The organism is Winogradskyella bathintestinalis (assembly GCF_030407435.1).
Lineage (GTDB): Bacteria > Bacteroidota > Bacteroidia > Flavobacteriales > Flavobacteriaceae > Winogradskyella > Winogradskyella bathintestinalis.
The window spans coordinates 1,008,193-1,022,032 of the sequence record NZ_JASDDK010000002.1; the positions used below are offsets into that span (position 1 = coordinate 1,008,193).

At 33.7% G+C, this 13,840-nt stretch carries 13 protein-coding genes; 7 read left to right on the top strand and 6 right to left on the bottom strand.

The annotated features are described in order from the left end of the window. The first annotated feature begins 11 nt into the window (after positions 1-11). Together QMA06_RS09455 and QMA06_RS09460 are read left to right on the top strand one after the other, a co-directional pair. A complete protein-coding gene (locus QMA06_RS09455) occupies positions 12-743 on the top strand; it encodes a T9SS type A sorting domain-containing protein (protein WP_290206595.1) in 732 nt (243 codons plus the stop codon). 287 nt (positions 744-1,030) lie between these two features. Continuing rightward, positions 1,031-2,968, top strand: a complete 1,938-nt coding sequence (locus tag QMA06_RS09460; protein ID WP_290206596.1) for a T9SS-dependent choice-of-anchor J family protein — start codon at positions 1,031-1,033, stop codon at positions 2,966-2,968. Between the two features lie 356 nt (positions 2,969-3,324). On the opposite strand, the gene rsmG is transcribed toward QMA06_RS09460, so the two are convergent. Then, positions 3,325-3,951, bottom strand: coding sequence for a 16S rRNA (guanine(527)-N(7))-methyltransferase RsmG (gene rsmG, locus QMA06_RS09465; RefSeq protein WP_290206597.1), 627 nt, complete (start codon positions 3,949-3,951; stop codon positions 3,325-3,327). 147 nt (positions 3,952-4,098) lie between these two features. On the opposite strand from rsmG, the gene QMA06_RS09470 reads away from it, so the two are divergent. After that, positions 4,099-5,196 carry a fatty acid desaturase family protein gene (locus QMA06_RS09470; protein ID WP_290206598.1) on the top strand — a complete coding sequence of 366 codons (1,098 nt, stop codon included), beginning with the start codon at positions 4,099-4,101 and terminating at the stop codon, positions 5,194-5,196. 32 nt (positions 5,197-5,228) lie between these two features. Further along, positions 5,229-6,413 (top strand): pyridoxal phosphate-dependent aminotransferase, encoded by a 1,185-nt coding sequence (locus tag QMA06_RS09475; RefSeq protein ID WP_290206599.1) that lies wholly within the window; start codon positions 5,229-5,231, stop codon positions 6,411-6,413. Positions 6,414-6,483: 70 nt separating this feature from the next. On the opposite strand, the gene QMA06_RS09480 is transcribed toward QMA06_RS09475, so the two are convergent. Both QMA06_RS09480 and QMA06_RS09485 read right to left on the bottom strand, forming a co-directional pair. Beyond that, complete coding sequence (locus QMA06_RS09480) at positions 6,484-6,768, bottom strand: hypothetical protein (protein ID WP_290206600.1); 285 nt, start codon at positions 6,766-6,768, stop codon at positions 6,484-6,486. A gap of 553 nt (positions 6,769-7,321) precedes the next feature. Then, a complete protein-coding gene (locus QMA06_RS09485) occupies positions 7,322-7,927 on the bottom strand; it encodes a hypothetical protein (RefSeq protein ID WP_290206602.1) in 606 nt (201 codons plus the stop codon). A 278-nt stretch (positions 7,928-8,205) separates the two neighbouring features. Here QMA06_RS09485 and QMA06_RS09490 point away from each other — a divergent pair, with 278 nt between their 5' ends. Then, positions 8,206-8,313, top strand: a complete 108-nt coding sequence (locus QMA06_RS09490) for a type II toxin-antitoxin system YoeB family toxin (RefSeq protein ID WP_290206603.1) — start codon at positions 8,206-8,208, stop codon at positions 8,311-8,313. Between the two features lie 4 nt (positions 8,314-8,317). Here QMA06_RS09490 and QMA06_RS09495 read toward each other — a convergent pair whose 3' ends face one another. Continuing rightward, entirely contained in the window at positions 8,318-9,820 is a 1,503-nt protein-coding gene (locus QMA06_RS09495; protein WP_290206604.1) for a TrkH family potassium uptake protein, read from the bottom strand. A 15-nt stretch (positions 9,821-9,835) separates the two neighbouring features. Then, complete coding sequence (gene trkA / locus QMA06_RS09500) at positions 9,836-11,185, bottom strand: Trk system potassium transporter TrkA (protein ID WP_290206605.1); 1,350 nt, start codon at positions 11,183-11,185, stop codon at positions 9,836-9,838. Between the two features lie 273 nt (positions 11,186-11,458). On the opposite strand from trkA, the gene ubiE reads away from it, so the two are divergent. Together ubiE and porT are read left to right on the top strand one after the other, a co-directional pair. Continuing rightward, on the top strand, positions 11,459-12,190 hold the full coding sequence (ubiE, locus tag QMA06_RS09505) for a bifunctional demethylmenaquinone methyltransferase/2-methoxy-6-polyprenyl-1,4-benzoquinol methylase UbiE (RefSeq protein ID WP_290206606.1): 732 nt from the start codon (positions 11,459-11,461) through the stop codon (positions 12,188-12,190). Position 12,191: 1 nt separating this feature from the next. Beyond that, positions 12,192-12,908 carry a type IX secretion/gliding motility protein PorT/SprT gene (porT, locus tag QMA06_RS09510; RefSeq protein ID WP_290206607.1) on the top strand — a complete coding sequence of 239 codons (717 nt, stop codon included), beginning with the start codon at positions 12,192-12,194 and terminating at the stop codon, positions 12,906-12,908. On the opposite strand, the gene QMA06_RS09515 is transcribed toward porT, so the two are convergent. Beyond that, positions 12,895-13,629 (bottom strand): TrmH family RNA methyltransferase, encoded by a 735-nt coding sequence (locus tag QMA06_RS09515; protein WP_290206633.1) that lies wholly within the window; start codon positions 13,627-13,629, stop codon positions 12,895-12,897. The two genes, porT and QMA06_RS09515, sit on opposite strands and share 14 nt — an antisense overlap. Positions 13,630-13,840: the final 211 nt, after the last annotated feature.

Below are 13,840 nucleotides of genomic sequence, written 5' to 3' on the forward strand. Positions count from 1 at the left end.
ATCAATTTATCATGCACAAAAAATTACTTATTATAAGTTTATTACTAACTTCTTTTTTATGTCACGCTCAGTTCGACGTTATATACAAAAGAAATAACTCTATAGTCACTGACGGACAAAGTTTCAATTTTACGGATTCTAGTTGTGGTTACAATGATCCTTGTAATTGGAAATTTGAAGTGACTAATACATCTTCCGAAGATATTTACATGAGAATAGTTGTTGATAACCTTGTTAATACAGATGGCACAAATTTTCAACTTTGTTTTGCTCTTGTTTGTTTAAATAATATTAGCTTAGATGGCGCTTACCCTAGCACTGCAGCATTAATTACACCTGGAGCAACCAATAGTACTGGAAATAATCTTTGGAATTTAAACCCTGCTGACACATCGACTCCGATGAGTTATACGCTGCGTTTTCAAGCTTATGATGCTGAGGACAATGAAATTGGTACACCTATTAGCATGATTTATAATTATCAACCTGTTTTAGGTATTGATGATGTTGAGATTTCTAACTTAAAAGTTTACCCTACGGTGGTAAAAAATGAACTTAACGTTTCAGTCGAAGAGAACGTTTCAGTCGAATTTTATGACCTTTTAGGAAAAAAAGTTAAGGAGGTTAAACTGAAGTCTGGCGATCAAAAAATTAATATTTCGGATTTATCAGCTCAATTGTATTTTGTTAAAATTAGAAATGAAAATAATATAAAAACGACACTAAAAATATTGAAAAAATAAACCTGAATAATGTACTCAATAGCAAAAGAATTAAGTGGTAGAAATACCACTTTTTTTGTACCACAAATTTTATTACTCCTTTTTTTAAATTTTTCAACTAACTCGTTTACAGTAATCTTGAGATAGAAACACGCTATTTTTATCCATAACACCTTATATTTTTTCTAAATAACTAGTTCAAAATCTCTTTTAGTTTTAAAATTTACTCCTTTGATTATTTTTTTTATATTTAAGGATAATTTTAATCCAACGAAGCACGCAATGTCTTTGTAACTAACACTAACAGTATGAAAAAAACTTTACTCTCAATTTTAGCATTTATTGGCTTTATTGCTTTACATGCTCAAGTTCAAAAAACCCCAATGATTGAGCATTTTACTCAAGCCTCTTGTGCACCATGTGCTGGACAAAACCCCATACTTAAAAATACGCTCGATATTTTTGGTGAAGATAATTATGTTCGTATTTCACATCAGACTTCTTGGCCTGGAGTAGACCCTATGAATGCTCAATTCCCAACAGGTCCAGGCGCTCGTGTAAGTTATTACAATTTTAATGGCGTTCCAGCGACCAGTTTAAATGGTGGCCCAACTGATTTCCCTAACACCATTGTAACTAGTGCAACGCTTACTAATGCCGCATCGCAAATGACACCTTATAGCATAACGGCAACACAAACCTGGATCAGTCCGAACGAAATAACGGTTAATATTGACGTCGCTAATGTTACCGATTCTGCAATCTCTAGTGCGGATAAAATTTATGTTAGTATGGTAGAAAATGAAGTGACTTATCCCTCTGCACCAGGTTCAAATGGTGAAACTTCATTTGAATATGTTATGAGACAAATGTACAATGCTTCTACAGGTAATGCGAATGCAACTACAGGTGCACCGCTTGGAACTATTGCTGCAAATTCTTCAACAAATTTTAACTTTACCATTACAAGCTTACCTTCTTATTTAAGAGATAAGAGAGAAGTAAGTTTTGCGATTTACATCCAAAATAATGCTACAAAAGTCATACACCAAGCAGCAAAAACGGAAAAATCTGATATTACAACTATACCGGGAGCATTTTTAGTTACTGCATCATCCGCTTCTGCCGCAGATCCTGGCTTTTGCGATTATTCATTGACACCTGGTATTGAATTTACAAACAATGACGACAGTACAATTGTAACAGAAGTTGTTGCACAGTACAGTATTAACGGCGGCACTCCAATTCAACAAACATTTAATGGCAGCTTAGATAATGGTCAATCTACATTAATCGCATTTCCAATTATAACTCTTAATGGTGGGACTAATACCATAAATAGTGAAATTATCTCAGTAAACGGAACCGATAATTGGGTTAGCCAAGCGCTTATGGACATGTCTAATAATGTTTATCAAAAATTAAATATGACTGCAGTTCCTGCTCCATTGTTAGAAGGCATGGAGAATGCTACATTGCCTGCTAATTCTGGTTATACCCGTAATTTAGCGAGCGCTTTGTTTGATGCAGATGCGTCCATTACACAAGATTTATTTGGTATAGTAGACGGTCCTACTTTTAACGTCGGACAAATTGGTGGTTTCGGAACCTCTAACCGTAGCCTTTTATTTAGATTTTACGCTGTTGCAAGCGGAGAAATGAATCTTATTTTCCATAAATTGAATTTAGGTACGAGTTCTACACTAACCTTTAACCACGCTTATCGACAATATCAAAATGAAAATGATAGACTGGCAGTACAAGTGTCTACAGATTGTGGTGCTACATGGTCTACAGTATTTGACCAAGGCGGATCGACATTAGCTACTTTAGCAGCTTCAACCGATCAATTCATTCCTACTGGGGGATCCGCAGCCGGTTGGTCTAATAATACTATTGATTTATCTGCTTTTGACGAATCAGAGGACGTAATTATCCGATTTAAAGGCACTTCTGCTTATGGCAATAATTTATGGCTAGATGATATTAACTTGAATTCTACACTTTCTGTCGAGGATTATTCTCCATTGATGGCGGTAAAATTATATCCTAATCCTACTTCAGATTTTATTCAAATATCTGGATTAACATCTTCCGAAAATTATTCATTATATAATATGTTGGGAGCCAAATTAAGTCAAGGAACAGTATCTAATGATGACATGATTAATGTGAGACATTTAACTAACGGCATGTACTTTTTGACCTTTAATAATGGCCAAACAATTAAGTTTACAAAAATTTAAATGATGATACATCATTAATTGTAATTCTTATTTTACGTAAAAACCGTGTTGAAACTTATCAACACGGTTTTTTTATTTTAAAAATGTTTCGAATAAATTTCTAATACAATGATTCGGGTGTTACCTAATCCATATAAAAAGTTTAACTTATTAATATGATTAGTTGTGTAACCTTGTTCTATATTTTCTTAGAAAAAGAATATCACTGCACCTTCATGACCTTTAAGAGTAAGAGTCAATTTATCATTTGCTCTATTTATACGAAACAAACGTTCTATTTGATTCATTGGTATACGAAAAAAGCTATACCATCTTTATGGTTTCGTTTCGGTAAATCTTATAATAAATAGGGTCTTCTATTTATATTTTAGAGGTAAATGAATCACCTTTTTGGTGTCGAAAAATGATTCTTCAAAATAATCGGATAATAAGTAGGCTTTAACCGTTTTGTAATTTTTTAATTCTTCGGTTAAATCGCCTCCTTTTAAATAGAGAATACCATTCTTTAGGTCGTTTTTCTGGGTTTTGGCAATTTTTCCTTTTACCCAAGTGGTAAATTCGGGCATGGTTGTTACGGCTCTGCTCACAATAAAATCGAAAGTGTCATCGATTGCTTCAACCCGACTATGTGTAGTTTTCACATTAGTTAATTCAATACTTTCGCAGACCGCATTAATAACTTTTAGTTTTTTATTAATGCTATCTACCAAATGAAATTGACATTGGGGAAATAAGATGGCTAATGGTACGCCTGGAAACCCACCTCCCGTACCAACATCTAGTATTGAAGTCGTATCCTCAAAGTCAATAACTTTCGCAATTCCTAAAGAATGTAACACATGTCTTAAATACAATTCATCAATATCTTTACGCGAGATAACGTTAATTTTACTATTCCAATCTTTGTATAAGCCCTCTAAGCTTTCAAACTGTTTAATTTGATTTTCAGTTAGGTTGGGGAAATATTTTAGGATAAGTTCCATAATTAGTCTTTTGGACAAAAATACTTAATTTTAATATGACTATTTTTACCATATTCTCATATGCTCATTTTAATTATTAACTATCTTTGCCAATGTTATAATGAATTTCAATCCCTTACGTTATAACATTTAATAATACCTTAGACTATGGCACAACAAACCGTAAAATTCTCAAGAAATGATTCTGCAAAGTTCTTCAGAACCTTAAATAAACGCGTTAATAATTACTTTAAAGAAAATAATATTAAAAAAACAGGAAACTGGAAACTCTATGTAAAGGCTATAATAATGTTTACATTATTACTCGGACCTTTAGTGTTGTTATTGACCGTAGATAATTTACCTGGCTGGTTACTGATTATATCTATGATGGTTATAGGTATCGGCATGGCTGGCGTTGGTATGAATGTTATGCACGACGCCAATCATGGTTCTTTTTCAAGTAAAAAATGGGTAAATAAGCTTATGGGCAGTAGCATTCATATTTTAGCTGGTAATGATTATAACTGGAAAGTACAACACAATGTTTTACATCATACTTATACGAATATCCAAGGCCATGATGAAGATATTGACGCTGGAAGAATTATCCGTTTCTCAAAACATTCGCAATGGTTAAAAATCCATAAGTACCAAAGATTTTATGCGTTTTTATTATACGGATTACTAACAGTTAATTGGGCTGTAACCACAGATTTTAAGCAAACCTATCAGTATCTTAAAAGGAAATTATCTTATGGAGATTTCCCTAATCCTGCAACACAGTGGACAAAATTAATTATTGGTAAAATCATTTACTATTCTATTTGGGTTGTTTTACCCTTAGTTTTAGGTTATGCTTGGTGGCAAGTTTTAATCGGATTTTTAATTATGCATTACACAGCCGGAATTATTCTGAGCGTTATCTTTCAACTGGCACATGTAATGCCTAATACAGAAATGCCATTACCTGACCAAAATGGCACCATGAAAAACACTTGGGCCATTCACCAACTCTTTACCACGTCTAATTTTTCACCAAAAAGTTGGATAGTAGAATTTTATACTGGTGGCTTAAACAGGCAAGTTGAACATCACTTGTTTTCTAATATAAGTCACGTTCATTATAAACATATTGCACAAATAGTAAGAGAAACTGCGCATGAATTTAGTTTACCATATAATGAATATAATTCAATTTGGACAGCTATAGCTGAACACTATCAACAATTAAAGCAATTGGGTATGAAGCCAAACATGGCATAATGCTATTTCGAAAAAAATAACACCACTACCACATGAATCAACTATCGGATAGAATTAACAACCTAGCCACATCAGCCACGCTCGCCATGGCAGCAAAAGCCAGAGAATTAAGAGCAGAAGGTAAAGATATTATTGGATTAAGTTTAGGAGAACCCGACTTTAATACACCAGATTTTATTAAAGAAGCTGCTATAGAAGCTATTAATCAAAATTATAATGGTTATACACCTGTTGATGGGTATGTTGAGTTAAAAGAAGCTATTATCACTAAATTTAAGCGCGACAATAACCTCAACTACACCTTACCACAAATTGTTGTGTCAACAGGTGCTAAACAAGCGTTAGCCAATGTTGCTGCTGTCATGCTCAATCCTGGAGACGAAGTTATTTTACCTTGTCCGTATTGGGTGAGCTATAGCGATATTGTAAAATTGAGTGAGGGTGTTCCGGTGGAAGTACAAACGTCTATTGATACCGATTTTAAAATGACGGCCGAGCAATTAGAAGCCGCCATTACTCCAAAAACAAAAATGATTTGGTACAGCTCACCCTGTAATCCAAGTGGTTCTGTTTATAGTAAAGACGAGTTAAGAGCATTGGCAGATGTTTTACAAAAACATCCTAATATCTATGTGGTTTCCGATGAAATTTACGAACATATCAATTTTAGAGGTGGGCATTTTAGTATGGCTGAATTTGATGATATGTACGACAGAACGGTTACTGTAAATGGCGTTTCTAAAGCGTTCGCCATGACGGGTTGGAGAATTGGCTATATCGGAGCACCAGATTGGATTGCTAGAGCTTGTAATAAAATGCAAGGACAAATAACTAGTGGTGCAAATTGTATTGCACAACGTGCTGTGATAACGGCTTTAGAAGCAGAGCCATCAAAGATTAAATATATGGTTGACGAATTTAAGGAAAGACGTCAACTAATCTTGAATTTATTAAGTGAGATTGAAGGTTTTAAAACCAATGAACCGGAAGGGGCGTTTTATGTATTCCCAAATGTCTCGGCTTATTTTGGAAAAACCATCAAAGGAAAAACTATTAATAACGCATCCGATTTTTCTTTATTCTTGTTAGAAGAAGCTTTGGTTGCTACGGTTACAGGTGAAGCCTTTGGAAATCCAGATTGTATTAGAATTTCTTATGCGGCTTCTCAGGATGAGATAAAGGAAGCTATTAGACGTATTAAGACGGTGTTGGGTTAGTATAAAACTAATTATGTTTCTATAAACACAGACCTCACAGGTTTTAAAAACTTGTGAGGTCTTTTGATTTTTAGTACGATATCAATTCAACAATTCCATCTGCCGAATAAGCAAAAACACCTAGAATTACTAAAAACAGAATAGCCGTCAACAATATGACTTTCAGCATTCTAATTTTCCGCTCTTCTTGTAATCGTTTCCCAATTGCTTTAATCTGCTTAGTAGTAGCTTTAGGAAAATTGTATTCCGTTCTGTTTCCAAAACTATTACTACTTAATCTGTTCTTGAGTTTTCTACGCTTAGAAAGTAAGTTTAAATTATTTCTAACACTGGTAATCATTGCACTTGCAGACATAGTTTCTAAGTTTTAAGAGATTAAAGCGTATAATGAAATCGCATCAACATAAATTGATAATGTTATTGTAGTACTAAAAGGCACAAATAATTGTGCCAGTTGAACGTTCAGAATATAATCCCAGTCTATTTTAGAACAAAACCACAAAAACCATGACAAATACGGCTAATTTTAAAATGACCGCTGTAGGATTGACGATATGCAATTGAGACGCTTTTAATCTTTGTCTAATGTCAAATACAGATGTTGAAGATGATGGTTTAAAATTCCGTTTTACAATTGATTTGTAATTAGAATTTAATAAGCCGTTAGTTGTAAAATGAGAAACCGCAATGGGTTCTGGTACGGATTATAAAGATGAGTTTAATGCTAATTCCCTGATTGATATATTTAATTGGTTATACAAGTAAGACGCAAAACAATTAAAAATGTTACAAGCTGTGTTTCAACTATAGTCTTAACTTCAAGCCATTTACACTCAAAACCTCAGTAATAATATAGGCTAGATAAATTTAAAAAATTCTAAAAAAATGATGAAATTAATTTTAATCAGCTAAAAAATTACTCCGAGACTCAATACCATTCCCTTTAGCATAGCATAACTTTCAGAATCATTAATTGATTTTCCATCATTACTAACTGCCTTATAGCTATATCCTATATCGCTAACAATAACAAATCTATTATCATTTAATGGAATTTTATACCCTAATCCAATATTGAATATATTCCCATTTCGAGGACCATTTTGGATTTTTATTAAAGTTCCATAATTCAAATAAACATACGGACTACCAAGACCATCGGTCAAATACCCTCTAACATCTAGATAAATTGGCAGCGTATTATAATTTGGGTTATGATAACCATCTAAACCGACACCTATGCCCGCTGATAAGTAAGGATTAAAAAAATAACCATTGATAGTATGGAAACTAATTGCATTAGCTCTGTCAGAAGGAAGTTTAGTTAAAATGACACCTTCTCCAACAGCGAAAGTTTCACTACTGGCATCATTCACCGATATATATCCTAACTTAGTAATATTGAAATATCCATTATTTCGGAATTCGTCGACATCAATTTGAGAATCTTGTTGAGCAATTGCACATATGGCATAAAGAATAAATAGCGTTGAAGTAATTAATTTTTTATTCATTGTTTTTTAATTTATTGAGTCGTTGAACATAACTCATTTTTGCGAAACAATAATTCATTACGGCGCCATATTTATTCAAATAATGAAATTATCATTTTATAATCTGTGAAGACTTATGCTCAAAAAACGTTACGCGCAAACTCTTTCTATGATTAATAACATCGCTTTTATTATAACGAGATTAACACTAACTTCAATAATTAATCCTAGCAATAAATTACTCAACATCACTAAAGATCCTGATACTCAATTAAATAGGCTAAGCTCTTAAAGGGGGTTTGCAAGGTTATTGGTCTAGGCGCATTACAACAGAACATAGATTAGTTTATAAATACGAACTAGAACAGGTTTTTATTGCAGCTTGCCGCTATCATTATGGAAAGTAAAAATCTACCGATTTCTCCAAAAGAAAGGTGTTAACAAAATCAGAACCGTAAACAATTCCAATCGACCAATAAGCATTAAAAAAGACGCCCACCATTTTCCTAATGGAGGTAATGCTGCATAATTATTTACAGGTCCAAAATCACCCAAGGCCGGTCCAACGTTTCCTAAACTTGATGCAGAAAGCCCAATAGCGGATGTAAAATCCATTTGAAACATAGAAAATACCAAAGCACCTACAATAAATGACAACATGTATAGAATAAAAAATCCTAAAACATTAAATACAATATCTTTTGATACCGATTTTCCGTTGTAACGAACAGGAATAATAGCATTGGGATGCAAGGCACGTTTAAACTCCAAGAAACTGTTTTTTATTAAAATAAGTTGTCGCATCACTTTTACACCACCAGAAGTACTACCTGCAGAGCCCCCTAAAAACATCAATCCAAAAAAGAAAACCGTTAAAAATGGGGTCCACAATGTATAATCTGCAGTTACAAAACCAGTAGTTGTAATAACACTTAACACTTGGAATAATCCATGTCTTAGAGCACTTTCTCCTTCCCCTAAAACCATAGGATGGTCAATTGAAGACAACGACGGGTCTGACCTAAAGTAAATTAGAACGACAGCAATAATGGTAAACACAGCAATAAACTTGAAATACAATTTAAACTCTTCGTCCATCAATATTTTAGATACTTTGCCTTTAAACAAATAATAACTTAATACAAAGTTAGTACCCGCTAGAAACATGAAGAACATGATAATGTATTGTATGGCGGGATTGTCATTCCAATGGGCCACACTCGCATTTTTAGTAGAAAACCCTCCAGTGGACAATGTACTCAATGCATGGTTAATAGCATCGAAGAAAGACATGCCTGCAATTTGCAAGAGAATCGTCTCTGCAGCGGTATAACCTACATAAATCAACCACAAACGTTTTGCTGTATCCGTAATTCTTGGATGCAATTTATCGCCTCCAGGACCAGGTGCTTCGGCTGCAAATAATTGCATGCCTCCTACACCTAATAAAGGTAAAATCGCGATGGCCAATACAATAATCCCCATTCCACCAATCCAATGGGTTGTACTTCGCCAGAACAACACGCCTTTTGGAATAATTTCGATGTCATTCAAAATACTTGCGCCAGTTGTAGTATACCCAGACATGGTTTCAAAGAAGGCATCCGTAAACGACGGAATAGCTCCTGAAGCAATATATGGCAATGTTCCAGTAAGTGACATTACCACCCAACCAAAAGCGACCACAATATAGCCTTCGCGTTTGTTCATTTCTTTCCGGTGGTCCTTCGTTTTATACATGGCTATCCCACCTATTAATAGGGTTGCCAATCCGGCTAAGAATAATCGAAATGTGACTCCGTCTTTATAGATTAGGCTTATTAAAGTCGCAATGAGCATAAAACCTCCGTTGAACAGTAATAGCAGTCCAAAAAAATGAAAGATAATTCTATAATTGAGTTTTATACGAGACATACGATCTGTTAACTATTAAGAGAAAAATGCTTCAACTTCCGAGATCGAACGTGGTAAACAACAAACCACAACCCTATCTCCTGCATCAATTTTAAAGTCACCTAACGGAATTAATCCCTCACCATCTCTAATCACTCCTCCGAAAATAGCTGAACGCGGAAATTTTAAATCTTTAATTTCTTTATTGGTGATTTTAGAATTAGGTTTTACTACAAACTCTAAAAGTTCGGCATTCATGTTGGTTAACTTTGTCATGGCGACAACCTCTCCTTTTCGTATATATCTAAAGATATTATTAGCCGCTAATAATTTTTTATTAATTAACGTATCTATGCCTATGGATTGCGATAATTGGTAATAGTCCATATTCTCTACCAGCGCAATTGTTTTCTTTACTCCTTTTGATTTGGCTAAAAGACAAGACATAATATTGGTTTCAGAATTACCAGTTACAGCTATAAAAGCATCCATATCCGAAATATTTTCTTCGTCTAATATTTCTACATTTCTACCATCTCCACAAATCACCAATGCATTTGGTAAATCTTCGGCTAAATCTTCGGCCGTATTACGTTTACTTTCTACAAGTTTCACATTAAATTTACTGGCACAAAGATCTTTGGCGGTTTTATAGCCAATTTTACTGCCTCCAAGGATCATTATATCCTTGATATGTACTTTAACTTTTCCGGATAACTCAAACAATTCATCATCACCACCTTTAGAAGTCATAAAAACCACTTTATCCCCTTCTTTAAAAATAGTATCCCCTCTAGGTATTATAGTGTATTGTGTACCTAAACGTTGAATTGCTATCGGGATAAAATGTAACTCAGGATATATTTCTGCAGCCTCCTTTACAGTTTTATCTACAAATGTGGCTGTTCTAGATAAACGTAAACCCAGCATAGTTAAAGCTCCACCTTCAAATTGATAGGTGTCATTAAATCCATATTGATTTAATAATAATTCAATTTCTGAAGCCGCTAAGGATTCAGGCGAAATTAATTCGTCAATACCAAATTTTGAAAATCCAACCGTTTCCTTATTATCTATAAACTCAGTATTAGAAATTCGCGCAATTGTTCGTTTCGCCCCGAGCTGTTTTGCTAATACGCAAGCTGTAATATTTGTAGTTTCTGAGGAGGTTACTGCTATAAAAAGTGCGGCAGTATCTATACGAGCGTCTCTAAGAATCGCTATTGATGTTGCATCACCTTTTATAGTTCTAATATCTAAGTGTTCACCAGCATATCCTAAACTATCCTTTTTGGTATCTATTAAAGTTATTTCTTGAGATTCGTATGATAAGAGTTTCGCCAAATGAAATCCTACTTCACCTGCACCTGCGATAATTATTTTCATTATTTGCTTTAGAATAAGACTGCAAATATATGGATAAGTTACTAGTTAATGAGTGCCTTAAGTAGTTTTAACTTTAAACACCTAAGGCATTTAAAGTCCCTCCAGTATTAATGAATAGTAACTTAGTCAATTACTAATTCTGCAAACTTAAGATTTTATTTTCAATAGATTTAGCTCTACTTTATAATTCATAATAGGGGTGGTTGTCTTATTTTCATTTCTTCGTGAAATTTTCAAATGAAAAAATTCATGTATTTTTGCCAAAAAATTTCTATGGCCGAAAAAGTAAATCCATATAAAGATAGCAACCAATCTAAAAAGGTTCAGGTGACTAAAATGTTCGATACTATTTCTAAAGAATACGATGGTCTAAACCGCGTGATTTCTTTTGGTATTGATGTAAAATGGAGAAATAAGGTTGTAAAATTAGTAGCTGAAAAAAATCCAGAAAACATCTTAGATATTGCCACTGGCACGGGTGATCTTGCCATAAGTTTAACTTCAACTAATGCGAAAGAAATTATCGGATTAGACATTAGTGATGGTATGCTAGAAGTGGGACGCCAAAAAATTAAAGGCAAAAAATTAGATGGCGTTATTTCTATGATTATTGGAGATTCTGAAGATTTGCCATTTGAAGACCATACTTTTGATGCCATAACCGTGGCTTTTGGTGTTCGTAATTTTGAAAATCTAGAAAAAGGCCTTGCAGAAATATTAAGAGTGCTAAAGCCCAACGGTATTTTTGTTATCTTAGAAACCTCTGTACCGACAAACCCAATATATAAAGCCGGCTACAATATCCATTGTAAATTAATTATGCCCACAATAGGAAAACTCTTTTCTAAAGATAAAGTAGCGTACGATTATTTGAGCGAATCGGCTTCCGTTTTTCCTTATGGCGACGCTTTGAACAATATTTTGAGAAAAATTGGGTTTATTAATGTCAGAGACATGCCACAAACTTTAGGGGTGGCTACTATTTACACAGCATCCAAATCATAGTATGAGGAAAACACTATATGTTTTAGCATTTTTATTTACGTTTCAAAACGTTTCTGCTCAGCTTTTTACCAAAGAGAAAGTCACTAACTCCATTGATAATATTGACAAAAAGTTGTTAACATGGGGATATTTTATTGGCTTTAATCAATACGACTTTAACTTTGATTATAACGAAGACTTAAAAGATATCCAAGTTGAAAAGTCGTTTGGGTTTCATTTAGGTCTTGTGGGAGACATGCGTATTAATGATTATCTAAATTTAAGACTAGAGCCTGGAGTGTTCTTTACCACTAGAAACTTACAGTATGATGAAAGTTATTTTGAAGGTTTTGAATATAACGATTCTGATTTGCTAAGAGAAGTTAAATCAACGTATGTCCATATCCCTTTACTATTAAAAGTATCCACAAAGCGCATAAATAATTTTAAGCCTTTTATTGTTGGAGGTGTATCGGCGGCGTTAAATCTTTCTAGTAATCAAGATAATCCTAACGATAATAGTTCTGGGGAATTTAGGATGTCTAAAAACACATACTTCTACGAACTTGGTTTTGGTATCGATTTGTACCTACTCTATTTTAAATTTACACCGTCTATTCGTGGTGTATTTGCTATGAATGATGAAATCATTAAAGATGCAAACCCAAATAGTCCTTGGACAGGCAATATATCAAAAATGCAGACTAGAGGTGTATTTATTAATTTTACCTTTCAATAGTTCTACGCTTAAATTCACTTAGTAAAATTGCTGTCGCATTGGCAACATTCAAACTTTCTGTTTCTTTAATTTCGCCGAATTGAGGAATAGTCACTTTCCTGGTCACCCTTGTCTCAATAGCTTCAGAAATACCGTTAGCCTCATTTCCTAATACGATTATTCCCTGTGCAGGTAAATCGGATGTATAAACATTCTCTCCCATTAAAAATGTGCCGAAAACATCGTTTTCACAACTATCTAAATAACTTTCTAGATCTAAATATTGAACATTAACTCGCGTTAACGAGCCCATGGTGGCTTGTACCACTTTTGCATTATAACAATCTACAGTATTGTGACTACAAATTAAACTTTTAATGCCATACCAGTCGCAAAGTCTTATTATAGTTCCTAAATTTCCTGGATCTCTTACATCATCTAAAGCCACTATTAAACCATTGGATTGATAAGGTTTAGGTTTTGGGATGTAGAAAATGGCTAAAGCTGTATTTGGATTTTTGAGACTTGATATTTTTTTTAATTCAATTTCTGAAATCTCTTGAATTAAAGCTGTTGGTGCGTCAAAAATCAATTCAGTTGTGTACAGACTTTTTAATTTATAGTCGGATTTTAAAAATTCTGAAATTCCCTTTATGCCTTCAACTATAAACAAACCGTTTTGTTGTCTGCCTTTTTTTTGACCTAAACTTTTAATTAACTTTATTCGATTCTTTGATATTATTGAATTCATCTTTACACGTCATATAAAAACACAAAGTAAACCTATTTTCGCTTAATCCAGTTTTATACCTCAATTTAAAATTAAATAGACTATTCTATTTCGATAGCGGAAATGGTATTATTTTTGTCTTATTAATAATTAAATAAGAGCGCTTTTTTTGAATTCGTCACACGTCACTTTATTTCTCAATGCCAATTGCAAATCGACGCGC